Source organism: Arthrobacter sp. Soil761 (genome assembly GCF_001428325.1).
Classification (GTDB): domain Bacteria; phylum Actinomycetota; class Actinomycetes; order Actinomycetales; family Micrococcaceae; genus Arthrobacter.
In genome coordinates, this window is record NZ_LMSF01000030.1 from 46,253 (window position 1) to 64,213 (window position 17,961).

Below are 17,961 nucleotides of genomic sequence, written 5' to 3' on the forward strand. Positions count from 1 at the left end.
CTCACGAGTGGTACCTCCGGGAAATTCAAGGCCCGTGCCATGGATCGTCAAAAGCCATCCCGGAATTAAGTTCCGGGAGTAGCACCTTTGCCATTGCCTGCGTGTTCCCATTCGGTCCGCGACAATTGGGCTACTGTCGCGACAAACGCCGTCGCGCTGTGTCGAAGGAGAACCTTTGGAAATTGCAACCACCGCCTCCAGTTCAATCGTGGGAAAGCTCCTGGAAGAAATCTCATGGGAGAAAGCACGTGACTATAGAGCCGGCGGCCAGGGGCGTGAGAATGTCCTTACGGCAGAAGTGCTGGTGGGCCTCGACTTCCTTCCCAGGACCCACTTCCTGGGAAGCGTCCTGAGATCGGCGCATGGAGCCGATGATGCCCGCATCAAGCTTGCAGCAGAGGCCGAGGAATTGCAGATGCATTTTCTTCCCGGCGACTTCAGTCTCGGTGCGGTTGGCGGCAAAGCCCAATTGACAGTCCAGCCGGACGCAATCTTTGAGACTCCAAGCACGTACACATTGGTTGAAGCCAAACGCATCAGGTACGGCAGTTTTCAGCCTGAACAATTGGCGCGCGAATACATCACCCTAATGTCCAAGGCCGGGCCCGCTGCTCCTGTGCTTTTTCTTTTGGGTGCAACCCCGCCGGTTCGGGTCAAAGGCCTTGGCCAACTTGAGCTAGCCGAAGCCGTAGGCCGCTTCCTCGGTCCCGTGCTGGAACGTGTCGCCGACGTATCCCTTCCGTCTGAATCCGAGTTGATGGCCCGCCTACCGGAGGTTTTCTGTTGGATCTCCTGGCCGGAACTGGACGGCTGTGTCCGGGAAGCGGCTGCTACTTATTCAGCTGGCCATCCATCCGGTGATGCTTCGGTACAACGCATTGCCGCCTTTGTTCAAAACGCCATCGCCTGGCATGCCTGATTTTTGCAGCGGGACCTGACCGTGGACCTGCCCTGACGAAGAGGAAGTAACCGCGGCTTCATCAAGTGTGCTTGGAACGGCTTTCCTTGGCCGCCGTCGTGGGCGCTCCGAGGTCTGGACGGGCCAGGCGGCGGAGCAGGGAGACAGCATCGTCGACGGGCACAGGTTGGAAGAACTGCGCGTCGGCGAGCTCGACGGCGGCGATTGCGCGTGGCGCCAGCTGGGCTCCGGCGTCGGTGACGCGCAGCCGTTTGGCACGGGTGTCCGCCGGATCGACTTCCCGTTCGATGAGTCCCTTGGCTTCCAGCGCGCGAAGGACCTGGGAGGCCATCTTGACGTCGGTGCCGGCCTGCCGTGCCAGGGCCAGCTGGTTCGGGTGTTCACCTTGGTTATTGAGCCACCAGGCGCAGGCGAGCAGCACGAACTGCACGTGGGTGAGGTCGAGCGGCGCGAGTGCTGCCGCGATGTCCCGCTGCCAGCGCAGCGTCGTGTGCCAGAGCAGGAATCCGGGACTTTCGCCGGGGTTGAGGGGCATCAGCCGCCCGCCATCCTGACCAGCGCGGCCATGGTCTCGGGCCAGTCGGCGGTGATGCCGGGCCCAATCTGCGGGCCGGCCTCGTCAACGCCGTCACCGGTGATCTCCATCCGGTACACCACCCGGTTCCGGTTGGGTTTGATGGTGTCGATGCGGTGGGTGGTCCTTAGGAGAAGGTCGCCGAAGCGGGCCTCGTCCACGAACCGTTCGTTTTCGACTGCCTCGGCGATGACCAGGGGGATCGGATCGTCGCCCGGGGGCGTCATCAGGATCTGCGAGCCCGTGGCGAACGGGCCGTTGATCTCGATCTTCTCGATCTCCCCGTTCCAGGCGCCCCAGTTCTCGACGTCGGACCACAGCCGCCAGATGGACTCAGGCGTGGCACTGGTTTCGATGCTGTTCTCGTATTCCCACATGGTGGCCTCCTCGACAGATGATCTATACAAAGATTATCTACGCGCAGACTATTTCTGTCCAGAGGCATCCCGTGCCGCTCCTGTATCCTGACACGGTAGGTTCAAGGGCTTCAGCGCCCCATCGACCAAGCCCGGTTTACTGCCGGATGTCGGTCTGGAATCCTGGCCCGCCGCCTTGGGCGTCGTCGAACCGCCACTGCAATCGTCAGGATCCGATTGCCCCCAATATCTTGGAATGGATCTTCATCCCTACTCACACCCCAGCTCCCGCGGGAATCCCACCCGCTGACCCCAAACCTTCGCGCGCTGCTGCGGTGGATGGATACGTGGCCTGGGTTGAGGCCGGCGCCGGCATGACCGCGCGGTGGCGCTCGGCGAACGGCAGGCCGGCACCGGGGCGCGTGGAAGTGGTGGACGACTCCCTCACGGCCGACGATGCGTACCGCATGGCGTCACAGGGGATCGCGATGCTCTGGCACGGCGACTTCCACAACGCGCGGCAGATCCTCAACGCCCTGGACCGCCGGATAGGCACCGGAAAGAAGGCCGGCGGAACCCCTGCCGAGCAGTTCTACCGGCACCGGCAGTCCGCCTCGCACCGTGCACGCATTCTGGGCCTGCTGCTGATTCCCCTCGATCCGGGTCCGGTGGTGCCGCTGCGCCGCGCACCGGATATCCGGGAAGCTGCGGCGGAAGCGTACGGAGGCATCGGCGAAGCGTCCGTGGTGTCCCTGCATGAGCTTGTCGGGGCAATCGGCGCCCACGAATGGCGGCGGAATGGTGTCTACGTCGACGCCCTGCAGGACCGCATCTACCCGCATTACGGCACGTTCTTTCCCACCCGCAGCGAGTACGTGGATCTCGTTGCGGCCGCTGCACTGCCCTCTGACACGCTCGCGTTCGACGTGGGAACCGGAACCGGCGTGCTCGCCGCCGTCCTCGCGCGCCGTGGCGTCCGCCGCGTGATCGCGACCGACAACGAGCCGCGTGCCATCGCCTGCGCCACTGAGAATTTCCGGAACCTCGAGGTCCAGGACCGCGCCGAGGCCGTCCTGACCGACATGTTCCCGCCCGGACGGGCACCGCTGATCGTGTGCAACCCGCCCTGGATTCCGGCCACGCCGCATTCCAGCCTGGACAGCGCCGTCTACGACCCCGGGAGCAGGATGCTGTTCCGCTTCCTGGCCGAACTCCCCGGCCATCTGGAGCCGGGCGGTGAGGGCTGGCTGGTCCTGTCCGACCTGGCCGAGCACCTCGGCCTCCGCTCGCGCGAGGACCTGCTGGCCGCCGTCGAAGCCGCCGGGCTGAAGGTGACGGGGCGGCTCGACACCAAGCCAACGCATCCGAAAGCTTCGGACCGCGAAGATCCCCTGTTCGCGGCGCGCTCGGCCGAGGTCACATCATTGTGGCGGCTTGCCAGCCGCTAGCACCAAGGGTTGTGCCCCACGAGGCGGGCACTGCGCGGCCCGGCGCTAATTGGGTGCCGTCCCGTAATCGGTCAGGCCGTTCCTGATCGCGAACAACGTGGCCCCCACCCGGTTGGTTGCACCGATCTTGGTGTAGATGTGCTCCACGTGGTTGCGGACGGTCTTCCGGGAGAGGAAGAGGCTGTCCGCGATCTCGGCCGGAGTCATGCCGCGGCAGAGCATGCCGAGGATTTCCACTTCCCGCGGGGTGAGCCCAGCCGCGGCGGCATGCGAACGGCGGGGCTGCTGGCCGGCCGCCACAAGTACGGCCTCCACTGCTCCGGCGGCGAGCCTCCCGGCTGAAACTTCCTGCCGGAGACGGGCAGCCGCATCGGCCGGCGTCAGAGCGGGCCGGTGCGGGCGTGGCTCCACGGAGGCATGGTAGGAGTCCGCTGCCGCCAGGATCCGCTGCTTTATCCCCAGCTCGTTTCCGCCGATCCCTCGCGGATAGCCGGACCCGTCCAGCCGCTCGTGGTGTGAGCCGGTGAGGGCCGCCTCGCCCTTCAGGCCGGGAACGCGGCTGAGGATCCGTTCGCCCAGGTACGGGTGCATGCGGATTCGTTCCTGCTCCAGCGCTGAGAGGGGCTCCTTCTTGTCCCACACCTGGTTGGACACCCCCAGGCGGCCCAGGTCGTGCACCCAGCCTGCACGGCGGAGCTCCGTGACGTCGTCCGCCGGCAGCCCATGCTCCTCGCCCGCGGCGGCCGCCAGGGCCGCCACTGCGCGGGAGTGTCCGGCCGTGTAGGGGGACTTGAGGTCCGCGAAGTCGCCGATGGCGCGCAGCACTGTATCCAGCTGGCTGCCCGACAGGGGAGCGTCAGTGGGAGCCAGGTCAAGGGCCGCCTGCCAGCAGTCGACGTCGAGGAGTCCTTCGGTGAGTGCCTCAGCCTGGTCGATGAACAGCCCGGCCAGTGCCGGATCGAACTGGCTGCCGCGGCGTGCCCGCACCATGGCCACCGCGCCGGCCACTCCTTCCCTCCGCAGGAAGACCTCGGCCGTATCCGCCAGGTGCATGATCCGCATTTCCAATGGAATGTCCGGCCCCGCCACCCCCTCCGGCAGGCCCTTGCCGTCCCACCGCTCAAAGGTGTGGGTGAGCAGTCCTGCCACGCCGTCGTCGAGCCCTACACTGCTGGCCAGCACCCCGGCGGAGACGCAGTGCGAGGCAATCATGGTCCGCACGGCGCCGCTGCCGGTCGCCGCGAAACGCGTCCAGCGGGCAACGCGGGCCAGCGGCGGGAGGCCGGCGCCGGCGTGGCTGAACATGCCGGCGTACATGGGCAGGCCGTGCTGGTCGCGGCGGTAGTAGTCGGCGCGGAAGGCGATATCGTCCGTGAACAGCGCGGCGAGTTCAAAGGAATCCGCGTGGCAGCCGATCCAGGCCAGCTGGTTGGCGTAGTAGATCCTGCCCTGGCCGGCGGCGTCAACGCCCGCCGCCCCGGCGATCCGCAGCGCCAGCAGGGACGCACGCAGCATGTGCTCCATCGGCTGCCCCAGCCCCAGGTCGATGGCGAGCGACAGCGCGGCCAGGACTTCGCTGCGCCGGGGCGCAGCCGGTGACTGCATCACACCTGCCATTCTAGGAAGCCGCCAGCCACGGCAGTAGGGACCACGCGTGCGGCTGTTATGCCGTCTGGTTCTTCCCGGTCCGTGCCTGGACGGGGCCTGGTCCGGCGGATTGTGCGGTGGACGGGAACCTGACGCCCACCTGCGCTCCGAACAGTCCACGCTGTGGAAGCCAGAAGTCCGCCAGGTGGTCCTGGACCGGCAGTGGGCCCGGAACTCCGGCATCCTCATCCCGGATGGTGGCCTGGGAATCCGTCACGAGCCACAGCTGCCGCGGCTGGGCCTGGAACGTCTGGCCATTGGGCACGACGCCTGATACTTTCATCCTGCCCGCGCCGAGCAGCGGACCGGCGAATGCCCCCATGGCCCGGAGCACCAGCTCGTTCCGCCACAGGCTTTCCGGCATCCGCATGGCCATGGCGGTCAGCATCGTGGTGGCCGCGGACGTGCCCAGCTGCAGGTCCCAGTCCACGACGCCCGGCACCGTAATCAGCGCGGTGAAGGGCCCGCTCCACTGGATGTCGACGTCGGTCTCCACCGTATGGTGGACGGCCGCCCCGAAGTAGCGGGCGCAGCTGAACTCCGGTGCGGTGTTGGCGTAGATGGTCCACTCGCCGCCGGGCGTCCGGTGCCAGACGGAGCGGTAGCCGGGGCCAACGGAGCTCACCGGGAAATCCCGGAAGGCCAGGTAGTGGCCGCTGGTGAAAGGTAGCCCCAGGACGGCGTAGCCGGCGAAGTGCTCGGCGGCGTCCTCGGGAAGTTCGGCAAGTTTGGGTGTAGCCTCTGCTGATGACTGCGGCTGGTAGATGGTCATGGCCGCCTCCTTGTCTCTATGAGGCGAGACTATGACCGGGCCGCAGCAGGGGCATGGGGCAGTTGCCCCATTTAGCATCGGCTTTTACGCGGCGTCGATGGCGTCGAGCCACTCCTGGAACGTTTGGCGTCCGACGGCGGAACCCGGCGCCGGGATCAGCCCGCCGTTGCGCATTGCCTTGCCCACGGGGCCTGGCACCCGGAGCGGTACGATCCGTTTTTTCTGCTTCGTCTTGGCCAGGTAGGCCGTGACCAGGCCTTTCAGGTGTTCGGTCCGCGGGCCGCCGAGGTCTGGAATGCGTCCCTTCGGCCCGGACTCGGCCGCATCCACCAAGGCTGCGGCCACCTCCTTTGCCGCCACCGGCTGGGTGACCATCGTGGGCACGAAGACCAGCGGGCCCACGGAGGCGGCCTTGATGGACATCGGCACGAACTCGTGGAACTGGGTGGACCGGAGAATGGTCCACGGAATACCACCGTGCCTGACCTCGTCCTCCTGCACCAGCTTCCCCGCGTACAGTCCCGAGTTGGCCTTATCGATGCCCACAATGGACAGTGCCACGTGGTGCTTTACGCCGGCCTTTTTCCCGGCCGCCAGCAGGTTCTGGGTGGCGTTGGTGAAGAAATCCACGGCTTTCTTGGTGGACAAGGCCTGGATGCCGGAGACGTCGATGACGGTGTCGACTTCCCGGAGTGCCTGGTCGAGGCCGCGCCCGGTGAGGAGGTCCACCCCTTCGGCGCGGCTGAGGCTGACCACGTGGTGCCCGCGCTCCCTGGCGACGGCCACCACGTGGCGGCCAACTCTACCGGTTCCCCCTGCAACGGCAATCCTCATGGTTGGAATCCTATGCCGGGTGACTGACAAAGCTGCTGGTCTGTGGGCGTTTCCGACGGGTTCTAACCCGCCACCGCCGCGGCATCGGACGTTGAACCTACGCCCTGTCGCTGCTACCGAATCCGGCCTTTCCTCCAAGTGCAGCAACGGCTGCTCCTACCGCAGCGACACCGACAGTTGCGGCGACTGTGACCATCTTGATTGCAAATGCCTTGTGCTCGCTGTCCTTCACTGCCTCCCTGTCGACTGATTCGCGAATCATTTCTAGAATCCTGAATCTGTCTTCAACGGTGAGATTATCGCGTTCCAGTTCGCGATTCAGGGTCTTTCGATACGACTTGTATGCGTCGTGTACCTTCTTCTGACTTTTCCAGCTGAATTTTTGGGTGCTCTCGTACCGCTGCTCAAGAGAATCCAGTGTTTCGGCCACGAGCGATTTGAAATGCGGAAACTGCTCGATGGCCTTAAACGCAACTTCTTTGTCCATCTGCGGCATCTCTGCCACGAAAGTGAGAAGTTTTTCCTTGGATAGGTTCCGCCAAGAGTCAATGTTCAGCGCTTTCTTGACATCGTCCTCGCTAGTCAACGTCATGTGTGCCCCCGTCTTTCCTACTTGCGCCTGTGCTCCACATGGTATCCGCGGAGGGACGCGTCCGCTGTTTCAAGGGTTCCACCCACAACTAAGGGACATCGTTGCGGCAATGGGCGGCGCCGCTGGTGACGTGATTGTCAACCGTGGAGATCGACCGATCCGACTATCCCACTACTGCAGCCTTCGCCGCCCGCGTCGCGTTCATCCACTCGGTCAGCCAGGGCGCACGGACGCTGGAGGTGATCCGGCAGTCGGCCACGAACGTCCCCTTGGCGCCGGCGTCGATCCAGTCCTGCAGCGCGGACAGGTCACCCAGCGAGCGGATAACCGCTGACTCCGCCCCCAACGCCCGGGCAACACCACTGAAGTCCACTTCCGGGATCAGCATCGGCTTCTCGGTCAGGCCCTGCGAGCCGTACTGGTGAATCTCAGCTCCGTAGGCGGCGTCATTATAGATCACCACAATCGCGCTGCAGGCCGCACCGATGAGCGATTCGAGGTCGGACAGGCCCATCAGGAAACCGCCGTCGCCGGAGGCCAGCACCAGGGTGCGGTCGTCCTCCAGCGCACGGGCGGCCCCGACGGCGCTCGCAAGTCCCAGCCCGATGGTCTGGTAAGCGGTGCCCACCATCACCAGATCCTGCGGCCGCGGAATGTTCCAATACATGGGGGCCCAGCCGATGAAGTGGCCGCCGTCCTGGACCACCGTGCGGCGCTCCGGCAGCACGGCATCGAGGGCGGTGGCGAGGGCGCGCGGGTCCAGCCGGCCGTCCTCAGTCACCTCGGAACCGGGATCGTGCCCCGGCCCCGCAGCCAGTCGCCGGGAAGCTTCCGGCCGCCAACCAGCCGCAGCGGCCTCGCCGTCCAGCAGCGACAAGAGTCGTGAAGCAGCGGCCTTCGCATCCGCCTGAACGAACAGGTCCACCCGCGGGTTGGTCGGCTGCAGGGCGGTGTCGATCTGGATGACGGTGCTGTCCGGGCCCAGCAGGTGCCCGAACCGCGTGGTGAACGGGCTCAGGCTGGCCCCGGCCACCAGGACCACGTCGGCCTCGCCCATGAGCCCGGCCGCGGTGTCGGTGCCGAAACCGCCGGCCACGCCCAGGTACCCCTCGCCATTGAGGAGGTTGAGCGCCAGGGCGGTTCCGGCGGTCAGTGCGCCGAGCCGGTCGGCGAGTTCGCGCAGTTCCTGGCCGGCGCCGGCGAGGTGCGCACCCCGGCCGGCCAGGATCAGCGGCCGCCTGGCCCCGGCGAGCAGGCGGGCCACCCGCGCAAGGTCCGTGCCGCCGTCGTCCGTCACCTCCAAAGCGGCTGGCTCCGGAAGGTCCTCGTCCTCAGCCTCGCCTGCGGCGAGGTCGTAGGGGATGGCAAGCACGACGGCGGTGCGCCGGGTTAGTGCGTACTCCACCGCCTGCCGGGTGATGGCGCCCGCGGCGTCGCGAGTGACGGTGAAGGTGGCCGCGCCGATGCCGCCGGCGATGGCGGCCTGGTCCACGTCCCAGGGCCGGGCGCCGCCGGTGGGGGCGTCGCCGGTGACCAGCACGACGGGGATCTGCGCCTGGACGGCCTCAGCCAGCGCGGTGAGCGCGTTGGTGTAGCCGGGGCCGTAAGTGGTGGTGCCCGCGGCGAGCCGTCCGGAGGTCCGGTAGTAGGCGTCGGCGGCGGCGATGGCGGCGCCCTCATGCCGGACTGCGGTGAAGCGCAGGCCCTGCTGCTCCGCGGCGTCCAGGAAGTAGACGTTGCCGTTGCCCATGACGCCGAAGACGTCGCTGACATAGCTGCTGAGGACCTGCGCCACGCGGCCGGAGACGGTGAGTGAAGTCATGCAGGCATCGTGTGGCCTGGCGGCGAAACAGGCAACACACGGAAATGCAGTTGGTACTTTTGGCGGCGGAAGAGTGGGCTAACTGACAAAACGCCCAGCTGTGGTGCGTATCACGCCTCCCGCTCAACGAGCTTCCGGAACGTCTCCAGCTCGCCCTGAAAGCTGCCTTGATACGAGCCGGTCGCGAAGAGTCGGCCGAAAATCGCGGACACGAACCCGCGGGTCACGATCACCTGGTCAATGCGGGTGCCCGCCCCATCGGCGGTGAACGTCACATCGGACTCGCCCTTCAGGATCGCGTTACCGAAGCGGGTGCGGATGTGACGAGGGCGCTCGACCGCGAGGACCTCGGTGGGGCTCGTCATCCGCCCGAACTGCACCGTGTAGCGGCTGCCCGCCTCATCGATAGGACCCATGCGGTCGGTCACGCCGCTGACTCCGCCGATCCATTCATGGAACCGGTCAGGATCAGTCCAGGTTGCGAAAACCCGCTCAGGGGGCGCTCCGACGAACGTGGACAGCCGGTACGTAGGCATGTGTTCAGTATGCGCTCCCCGGCACGCGGAGGCGAGAGACAGGGTCCGCCCGCACGCCGGGAAGCTGCGAAGAAGTACGCCGTCGGACGTGGTTAGTCCGCCGGGCGGGATTCCTGCTCCGACAGCCGGCTGATCAGTCCGTCGTAGCGGGGCGGCATGAGTTCCAGGATGGAGATGGCCGTGCTGGTCCGCTCGATCCCGTCGATCTCCAGGATCTGGTTGGTGATGCGGTAAAGGTCGGCCGTGCCGCGGGCCACCACCTTGGCCATGAGGTCGGCGTCGCCGGTGGTGGCGTGCACCTCGATGACCTCCGGGATGGCGGCGAGCCCGTTCTCCACCGAGCCTGTCCGGGTCTGGCTGATGGAGAGCGAGAGGAAGGCCATGAGTTCGTAGCCGAGCGCGGCGGGGTCCAGCCTGCGGCTGAAGGAGCGGAGCGCGCCGCTGCGCTCCAGTCGCGCCAGCCGGGCGTGGACGGTGTTGCGTGCGACGCCGAGTGACCGGGAGAGTGCCAGGGCGCTGGCTTCGGGGTCCTTGTCCAGGGCAAGGATGATCCGGCCGTCGAGGGAATCGAGGGTGCGGGAGTTTGTGATGGTCATATTTTCACCAGAGGTACTAGAAGTTGAGCAGAAGTCCCAAGCACCGGAGCCTACCTTGCATTGTGTCCCGGGTCACTTCCATGATCGGACCTCATGACCAGTGATCAGCTTTTGGCCGTTCCCGAAACCGCGCTGCCCACCCTCCGCAGTGCCGTCACCGGCCTCCCTGCCTACGTCCCGGGCCGGCGCAGCCTCGGCGCGGACATCGCCGCCCTCGCCAGCAACGAAAGCCACTACGAGCCCCTGTCCGCAGCCACCGCCGCGGTGGCCGAGGCGGCCGGCAGGATGAACCGCTACCCGGACATGGCCGCCGTCGAACTCCGCGAACGCCTCGCCAGGCACCTGGGCGTGACCGCCGAGGAGGTGGCGGTGGGGCCCGGCAGCGTGGGCGTCCTGCAGCAGATCATCACCGGACTGTGCGACGCCGGGGACGAGGTGGTCTTCGCGTGGCGCTCCTTCGAGGCCTACCCCATCCTGGTGGAGCTGGCGGGCGCCCGGCCGGTCCGCGTCCCGCTGGACGGCGCCGAGGGCCACGACCTCGACGCCATGGCCGCCGCCGTCACCGGCCGCACCAAAGTCGTCCTGCTCTGCACCCCGAACAATCCCACCGGCGTGCCGATCAGCCACGACCGCCTCGAGGCCTTCCTGCAGTCCGTCCGCTCCGACGTCCTGGTGGTGATCGACGAGGCCTACGTGGAGTACGCCGACGCCGGCAGCGGCCCCGATTCCCTGGCGCTCTACCGCCGCTACCCGAACGTCTGCATCTTGCGCACCTTCTCCAAGGCCTACGGGCTCGCCGGGCTTCGCGTGGGCTACGCCGTTGCATCGCCGGCCATCGCCGAGGGACTGCGCCGCACCGCCCTTCCCTTCGGCGTGAGCGCCCTAGCCCAGAAGGCAGCCATTGCAACGCTGGAGGCGGGGGAGGAGATGGAAGCGCGGGTTTCGATGGTGAAGCAGGAGCGCGCCCGGATGGCCGCGGAGCTGGCAGCCCAGGGCTGGACGCTGCAGGCGAGCCAGGGCAACTTCCTGTGGATCCGCGCCGACGAGCTGCTGCTGGCCAGGCTGGTGGACGCGTTCGACCGCGCCGGCATCATGGTCCGGGCATACCCGGGGGATGGCATGCGGATCACCATCGCCGACCCCGCCTCCAACAAACGCGTGCTCCGGCTCCTCGCAGCCCACGCGGCCTGACCCCCTTTCTGACCTCTTTCCAATCCGTTCGACAACCAGAGGAATCCCATGGAACACCAGACAATGACGTCTGCCCGCCCCCTCGGCGCGGCCCTCAAACCCCGCCAGCTGACGATGATGGGGCTGGGCAGTGCCATCGGGGCCGGCCTGTTCATCGGCTCCGGCGCTGGCATTCAGGCCGCCGGCCCGGCGGTGCTGATCTCCTACCTCGTGGCCGGCACACTCATCATCCTGGTGATGTGGGCCCTCGGGGAGATGGCCGCTGCCAACCCGGACAGCGGTGCCTTCTCCGTCTACACCGCCAAGGCCTACGGGCCGGTGGCCGGCGCCACGGTGGGCTGGCTCTGGTGGATCCAGCTGGTGGTGGTCATCGCCGCCGAGGCCCTGGGCGCAGCAGGCCTGCTGGCCACCATTTTCCCCGCGCTGCCGGTGTGGCTGATGGCGTTGGTGTTCATCGTGGTGCTCACCGCCGTGAACCTGACCAGCGTGAAGAACTTCGGCGAGTTCGAGTTCTGGTTCGCCCTGCTGAAGGTGGCGGCGATCGTCGGGTTCCTGCTGGTGGGCTTCGCGCTGCTCTTCGGCTTGATTCCCGGGGTACAGTCGCCGGGCCTCCGCAACTTCATGGGGGAGGGGTTCGCGCCCAGTGGCTTCGGCGGGATCGCGACGGCTCTGTTTGTGGTGGCGTTCGCATTCGGCGGCACGGAGATCGTATCCGTGGCGGCAGCCGAGACGGCCGAGCCTGCCCGCAGCGTGAAGAAGGCGGTCCGGACCGTGCTGTGGCGCATCCTGGTGTTCTACATCGGCGCCATCTTCGTGATCGCGGCCGTGGTTCCGGTGGGTTCGGCCGGTCTGAAAAGCCCGTTCGCTGCGGTGCTGGACGCTGCCGGGATGCCCGGTGCGGCAACCGCCATTACCCTCGTTGCCGTCGCGGCGTTGCTCTCGGCCCTCAACGCCAACCTCTATGGTGCATCGCGGATGGCGTTCTCTCTGGCCGAGCGCGGCGAAGCACCTCGTTGGCTCGCTTCCGTGTCCAAGGCCCGGGTTCCGGTGGTTGCCGTCCTGGCCAGCGTCGCGTTCGGTGTGGTCACGGTGGTGCTGGAGTTGGCGTTCCCCGAGAAGGTCCTTCCGGTCCTGCTGAACATTGTGGGCTCGACCTGCCTGCTGGTGTGGACGTCCGCGCTCCTGGCCCAGCTGGCGCTGCGCCTTCGCGCTGACCGCGAGGGGACGGAGCTTCCCCTGCGGATGCTCGGGTTCCCGTGGCTCACTGTTGTTGGTTTGGTGATCTTAGTGGCGATCTTCACGGTGGGTTTCGTCGGCGAGGATTCCCGACCGCAGCTCCTGAGTACGTTTGGGCTTGTAGCGCTGTTGGCAGTGGTTAACTGGCTGAACCACCTGAAGCAAGTCTCTCGGCCGCGTGTCGGAGCTGCGGAAGGTGACAAGCAAGTGGTGCTCATCGACTGACTTCGGAAAGGGACCCGAACGGCTAGCCGGTTAGGTCATGCATAGGCGCGCCCGGCTTTGGTCGGGCGCGCCTGACAACCATCGGGGAATAGATGGGTTTTTGATTCCCTGCTTTCTCGGGCGGCGGTGTGACTAGTGTCTTTGTATGAACCGGATGTGTCGACGATCCCGGTCTGATTATGCGAGGAGTTGTAGCGCCGGATAATCGTGTATCCCTCCCGCAGGTGTGGCAAAACGAAGTTCCGGATACCTCATTCCCTGCTTCTCCGGAAAATCAGCTTTGGCCTCTGCCAGAGAGCTCGTTAGGAATCCCGCCAAGAACCGGTGCTACTTCCCGGTCAGCGGCGCCCGCTCGTCGATTAAGACTGGCGTTACGAAGGCCCAGCTTTTCCGCGTTTACTCGTTAACACCAGCCATGGCCAGCAAGCGGCTTCCTAGCCTGTGCCCCCGAGAACTTACTCAATATAGTTGAAGGCGATAAAAGCGACTGCAAACGTTCGTCATCGCACCACAGCCGGTCTGCCAAACCGGCAGGAGTATTGTTGGTCTACTTCTCGGCGTGGTCTTACCTGGTCTTCAGCCGACCTTATTCGGTGCTGAGTGCGCGGCTCCTCGGTATGACAGGCGCCGTCACCACTGCATCGGCCCCAGTCGCAAGTCGCCAGCGAACGCCGTCTACCTCGAAGAACCAATCCACTGCGCCTGGGTCGGGAACCACACGGGCCGAGACCCATTCACCGCTCCTTGGTACGGGGAGGTTCAGGCGGGCAGCCACGTTGACGTCCCACTCATAGTGCCCCAGAACTACGATCCCCTCCTTACCAAGATGTTTTCTTTCACGAGTTTGCCTCGCTCTCCTTGGCGAATCTTTTTGTTGTCCCACGGTCAGGACCACCTCTCGCCGAACGATGCGCTGTTGGACGCGTCGGAACAGCTCGTTCAGGGACTGCATTCCAGAGCGCTGTGAAAGTATTGCGTCGGTCTCTTCGGGATCCAGATGAAGAAGCAGGTTTTCGTCAAGGGGACAGTCCCTCCACAGCCAAACGATTCCATCACGACCAGATTTCAGCATCTTCCGCTTTTTGTCTCGGTTACCCCCGCGCTGGAGGTGACTTTCATTTACACGCCACAGGCCAGCTGACCATCTGCTAACTGAGTCATCGGCCCATGTCAGGAGGACCAAGTGGCCAACCGATTCGAGCGGGAACTCCCATCCCCACATGGACATCGAATACTTACAGTCGACATCAATACCGCTTATGGAGTAGTCCATTTTCGTTCCGTCTGACAAATCAAATTCTTTACCAAGATTGATTTCTACAATGGTTCCTACATGCGTTTTTTCGGTCTTCCGCAGGTCAGTGTATCGAAACCGACCAGTTCTGGGACCGTCCAGAACTTGGTCCAAGGACTCCCGTAGCACCTTCATCGTGCGCGTGCCGGCGAGATCATGTTGAAGGAACCAATTACTGATCCTGCGAAGTTCCTCATCATGACCTGCACCATCGTTGTCTTCTCCAGAAGTCCGCATCTCATATCCTTTCCTCAGCGCACGTTTTTTATTCTTCATTATGTTTGCCTTCGTGCTGCTAGACCGCATTGCGTCTTCCAAGGCTTTGCACGCAAGAAGGGGACACGTCGACACTTTTGACTCCTGTACTGGCATCTGTGCCAGCTCAGGAAAGTGGGCTGCACCAAATCCAGCCCAAAGAGATCAGGTTGATATGGTCCATTCGGATTACGTCCCCCGGGACATAACAGACGACCGCAAGCAGTCGCATTCTTGGGAGTAAGGTTCAGCGAGACCTTCGGAGCTGAAAGATGGGGGACTGGCCTGGCAGAACGGCCGGCAGCCGTTCCCCAGCAGTGGCTCCCCGGACCTCCAGACTGCGAGAAAACGGTGTTTCCTTACCGTTGCCGAACCGGCTGAAGGGATCGGACTTAGCGCGCCACGAACAGTGCTGAGCTTCGGCAGATCCTCAACGCGAGGAGTAAGTTGTGACACAGTTTTGCATCCGGTACGCAGCCAGGGTCGCCCTGTCGTGGTCCAACATCTCCAAAGAGTGACCGAACAAACACCGTAACCAACTGTGTTCCTCAAGGCTCGCGGAGCTTGTGGGCGCGCCATTGAGCGGCAGTCTTTCCTAGGAACGTTGCTCCCTCCCCAAGCTGGACAATATGGATGCAGCTACGCCCGGCACGTCTTCCCCGAGAATGTCAGAGGTCGGAGGGAAGATAAGATGACGAGCGGAAGGGCATCATGGACATACGAACTATTGACTTATTCGCGGGCGCAGGTGGGCTTTCCCTGGGCTTCGAGCAGGCAGAACTTGGCTACAGGCCGATCCTTGCCGTGGAGATCGATCCCGCCGCGGCGGCCACCTACGAACGACACTTTGGCGGTGACGTCGAAACCGGATCCGTAACTGATATAAAGCAGTTCCCCGAGGCCGACGTGATCATTGGCGGCCCACCCTGCCAGGGATTCTCCCCCCTAGGCCGGGATCGTGACGATGTCTCGAGGGCTGAGCTCAATGAGCTATGGCAGCAGTACCTGCGGGCAGTACGCCAAGTGCAGCCAGCCGCCTTTGTCATCGAGAACGTTCCCGAATTCCAAAAATCGGCGCAGTTTCTTGCCCTTTTAGAGGCGATGGACACAGACCCGATACTCCAGAGATATTCGTTTGCCTACGGGCCGCTCAATGCCGCCGAGTACGGGGCGCCTCAGCGTCGGATCCGTGGAATTTTCATGGCTGTCCGAGACGTTAGCGAAGTAGCATGGCCCCCGCCCGCAACGCACGGGCCGAATTCAACCAGCGGCCAGCCGTTTGAAACTGTCCGCAACGCCATCGGGGATCTGTCGAGGTACCCAACGGCAACAGAACCCGAAGTGGTCCAGGTCGGTGATCAGGCCCGCCAAGAGTTGCACCTGAAACGGAATCCGAGACCCACAAGCCTCGAGCGCTACATGGCTATTCCGGAAGGTGGGAACCGGTTCGATCTAGCGCGGAACCGACCTGATCTTCTGCCCAGGTGCTGGGCCGAAAAGCCGACCGGAACGACGGATGTCATGGGGCGTCTGTGGTGGGAACGGCCGTCGCCCACAATCCGCACGGAGTTCTTCAAGCCTGAGAAAGGTCGCTACCTACACCCCGAAGCGCACCGCCCGATCACTCACAGAGAAGCGGCACGGCTTCAGGGCTTCCCGGATGACTTCATCTTCGAAGGTAGCAAGATTGAAATCGCCCGTCAGATTGGGAACGCCGTACCCACAGCACTGGCACGGGCAATCGCTCGGCACCTGCACGAGGCCCTTGTTGCTCAGCAACTAAACGCCGTCACCTAGCTCTGAAAAGCCTGAGAACGCCCGCCCGGGATATTCCATCCGGGGCGGGCCGCTCAAATTGCTATTCCGACGCATTATCCTGACGCGGCCGCAATCGGAGTGAGTAGTCCCACGGTGCCTTAGATCGCGGAACAGATGTGTAGTGTCTCCTGAGACGTTTGTTGGTGTCCCTGGACTGTATCTTCGCTCGCGCAACAAGGGATTAGGCTCGCGCGGCGAACAGGATCTAGCCCGACTGACGTGTAGTTTCATGTAATGCGCGATGAGATTCAGGAGATCCTGCTCCTTCAGAAAAACTATTCCGCAGCCAACACCGATGCAATGCAGCGGCGGGGAACGCTGGTGCGCAGGGGACTTCCGGCCAAGATCCGCGAACATATCGCAAATGTGTCAAGTGAAGGCCGAATCGACGATTTCCGTGTCGAGGGCAGTGACGGTATCGGAAGGAAGACTGAAATTCCGTGGGTGCGAGTCCACTCAAAAGTCTTCTCTCCAAAACCAACTTCTGGATGGTACGCCGTCTATTTATTTAGTAGTAGGGGTGAGCGCGCGTATCTCAGCCTCATCCAGGGAACGACATATTGGAACGGCGGTGAGTTTAAGCCCAGGCCAAAGAATGAACTGGTATCCCGAGTTCAATGGGCCCGCGAATCTCTAGGCTTTGCCGAAACCCCGCCTGAGGGTTGGACTTTCGATATGAGGTTGGACGGGCGCCCTGGGGGTCTAGGCGACGGCTATGAGCTTGGAAGTGTAGTGGCTGCAGAATATCCAGTCAGCACCCTTCCCCAGGACGAGGACCTCGTTAAGCGACTTGCCCAGGCAACGACGTGGCTTGAGACGCTGTACGGCCTCGAAGATGATGGATTCTTCGTTCCCGGCGATACTGCTCCCGAAGTGGCGGACGGGCATACTGCCATTGAAAACATGGCGGGTAAGAATCGTCGAGGGCAAGGTTTTCTCTTGACCGCCGCCGAGCGTCGGGCCATTGAGAGCCGGGCCGTAGACGAAGCTACTCGACATTTCGAGGAGCTCGGCTACGTTGTAAAGGATGTCAGCGGCCGCCAGTCTTACGACCTGCACGTCAGCAAGCAAGACTGTGAACTTATGGTTGAAGTCAAGGGGACGACCTCCAGAGCAACAGATATCTTCCTGACTCGCAATGAAGTACGGCTCCATCTCGATGCTTACCCGAGGAATGCTCTCGCCATAGTTCATTCAATAATTCTTGATAGGACGGGGGACGAACCAAAGGCATCTGGGGGGATGCTTGACGTTAAACAACCCTGGCAGCTGGATGAAGGTCGGTTAACTCCAATGGCATACCGCTACTCCGTGCATCCGTAACTGTTCCCCGTCTGCGGCCGCAGATGCAGTGGGACAAGGGCAGTCAGACGTGCCAGCTCCCGTAGCTGCAGCAGCACGTTCCATTCCAGCCCGGTCTGGAAGTCCGCCGGCGGATCTAGAAAGAAGCTGCTTCGCGTCAGGTCTGCAATTCGTAACTTTGCGGCCCCAGCTGCCGCCACAGCCTGTAGGGCTCCGATTGCGCCACTGTCACAGCACTGCAGCGCATCGGAGCCCCTACTCGCAGATTCCGCGAAGGCGAGAGCAGCATGGCACCACACTTCGCAGGGATAGCCCGTTTGGAGTTAGCTCTTCGATCGGTTCCGGGGATTCCCGGGAAGCCCCGTGAGAGCGGCGCAGCAAGTTGACCATACTTACACCTTCTCGAAGCTGAAACGGACCGGTGCTTCTGCTCACTGATCGCCCACCTGAACTCGTGGAGGTATCAGGGCTGATTGGATGAAGAGTTCTTGCAAATATCTAGCCAAAAGCAAATATGCCTGCTAATTTGAGGCTCTCAGGGCAA

Annotated in this window: 16 protein-coding genes; 6 read left to right on the forward strand and 10 right to left on the reverse strand. The window is 63.9% G+C overall.

Annotated features, from left to right (window positions below):
- Positions 1-175: 175 nt before the first annotated feature.
- Positions 176-919, forward strand: a complete 744-nt coding sequence (locus ASG79_RS18880) for a hypothetical protein (RefSeq protein ID WP_056393262.1) — start codon at positions 176-178, stop codon at positions 917-919.
- A 61-nt stretch (positions 920-980) separates the two neighbouring features.
- On the opposite strand, the gene ASG79_RS18885 is transcribed toward ASG79_RS18880, so the two are convergent.
- Both ASG79_RS18885 and ASG79_RS18890 read right to left on the reverse strand, forming a co-directional pair.
- On the reverse strand, positions 981-1,454 hold the full coding sequence (locus ASG79_RS18885; RefSeq protein WP_056393264.1) for a MarR family winged helix-turn-helix transcriptional regulator: 474 nt from the start codon (positions 1,452-1,454) through the stop codon (positions 981-983).
- Positions 1,454-1,870 carry a polyketide cyclase gene (locus tag ASG79_RS18890; RefSeq protein ID WP_056393266.1) on the reverse strand — a complete coding sequence of 139 codons (417 nt, stop codon included), beginning with the start codon at positions 1,868-1,870 and terminating at the stop codon, positions 1,454-1,456. Before ASG79_RS18890 ends, ASG79_RS18885 begins: the two co-directional genes overlap by 1 nt.
- A gap of 353 nt (positions 1,871-2,223) precedes the next feature.
- On the opposite strand from ASG79_RS18890, the gene ASG79_RS18895 reads away from it, so the two are divergent.
- Positions 2,224-3,297, forward strand: coding sequence for a N5-glutamine methyltransferase family protein (locus tag ASG79_RS18895; RefSeq protein ID WP_056393569.1), 1,074 nt, complete (start codon positions 2,224-2,226; stop codon positions 3,295-3,297).
- Between the two features lie 45 nt (positions 3,298-3,342).
- Here ASG79_RS18895 and ASG79_RS18900 read toward each other — a convergent pair whose 3' ends face one another.
- The 7 genes from ASG79_RS18900 to ASG79_RS18930 form a co-directional block, all read right to left on the reverse strand.
- Complete coding sequence (locus ASG79_RS18900) at positions 3,343-4,902, reverse strand: HD domain-containing phosphohydrolase (RefSeq protein WP_056393268.1); 1,560 nt, start codon at positions 4,900-4,902, stop codon at positions 3,343-3,345.
- Between the two features lie 58 nt (positions 4,903-4,960).
- Complete coding sequence (locus ASG79_RS18905) at positions 4,961-5,716, reverse strand: hypothetical protein (protein ID WP_056393270.1); 756 nt, start codon at positions 5,714-5,716, stop codon at positions 4,961-4,963.
- A gap of 84 nt (positions 5,717-5,800) precedes the next feature.
- Positions 5,801-6,550 carry an SDR family oxidoreductase gene (locus ASG79_RS18910; RefSeq protein ID WP_056393272.1) on the reverse strand — a complete coding sequence of 250 codons (750 nt, stop codon included), beginning with the start codon at positions 6,548-6,550 and terminating at the stop codon, positions 5,801-5,803.
- 97 nt (positions 6,551-6,647) lie between these two features.
- On the reverse strand, positions 6,648-7,142 hold the full coding sequence (locus tag ASG79_RS18915; RefSeq protein ID WP_056393274.1) for a DUF3106 domain-containing protein: 495 nt from the start codon (positions 7,140-7,142) through the stop codon (positions 6,648-6,650).
- A gap of 163 nt (positions 7,143-7,305) precedes the next feature.
- Positions 7,306-8,964 (reverse strand): thiamine pyrophosphate-binding protein, encoded by a 1,659-nt coding sequence (locus tag ASG79_RS18920; protein WP_056393276.1) that lies wholly within the window; start codon positions 8,962-8,964, stop codon positions 7,306-7,308.
- A gap of 110 nt (positions 8,965-9,074) precedes the next feature.
- On the reverse strand, positions 9,075-9,500 hold the full coding sequence (locus ASG79_RS18925) for an SRPBCC family protein (protein WP_056393278.1): 426 nt from the start codon (positions 9,498-9,500) through the stop codon (positions 9,075-9,077).
- A 92-nt stretch (positions 9,501-9,592) separates the two neighbouring features.
- The gene (locus ASG79_RS18930; protein WP_056393279.1) at positions 9,593-10,096 is read right to left on the reverse strand and encodes an Lrp/AsnC family transcriptional regulator; all 504 of its coding nucleotides are present in this window, start codon (positions 10,094-10,096) and stop codon (positions 9,593-9,595) included.
- A gap of 93 nt (positions 10,097-10,189) precedes the next feature.
- Between ASG79_RS18930 and hisC the strand changes: the two genes are divergently transcribed.
- Positions 10,190-11,287 (forward strand): histidinol-phosphate transaminase, encoded by a 1,098-nt coding sequence (hisC, locus tag ASG79_RS18935; RefSeq protein WP_056393282.1) that lies wholly within the window; start codon positions 10,190-10,192, stop codon positions 11,285-11,287.
- A 48-nt stretch (positions 11,288-11,335) separates the two neighbouring features.
- Entirely contained in the window at positions 11,336-12,748 is a 1,413-nt protein-coding gene (locus ASG79_RS18940; RefSeq protein ID WP_056393284.1) for an amino acid permease, read from the forward strand.
- A gap of 586 nt (positions 12,749-13,334) precedes the next feature.
- Here the strand turns inward: ASG79_RS18940 and ASG79_RS23205 are convergent.
- Positions 13,335-14,318, reverse strand: coding sequence for a NaeI family type II restriction endonuclease (locus ASG79_RS23205; protein ID WP_162256832.1), 984 nt, complete (start codon positions 14,316-14,318; stop codon positions 13,335-13,337).
- 690 nt (positions 14,319-15,008) lie between these two features.
- On the opposite strand from ASG79_RS23205, the gene ASG79_RS18950 reads away from it, so the two are divergent.
- Together ASG79_RS18950 and ASG79_RS23210 are read left to right on the forward strand one after the other, a co-directional pair.
- Positions 15,009-16,094, forward strand: coding sequence for a DNA cytosine methyltransferase (locus tag ASG79_RS18950; RefSeq protein WP_056393289.1), 1,086 nt, complete (start codon positions 15,009-15,011; stop codon positions 16,092-16,094).
- Between the two features lie 255 nt (positions 16,095-16,349).
- Positions 16,350-17,438: an MrcB family domain-containing protein gene (locus ASG79_RS23210; RefSeq protein WP_082581833.1), complete on the forward strand. Its 1,089-nt coding sequence runs from the start codon at positions 16,350-16,352 to the stop codon at positions 17,436-17,438.
- Positions 17,439-17,961: the final 523 nt, after the last annotated feature.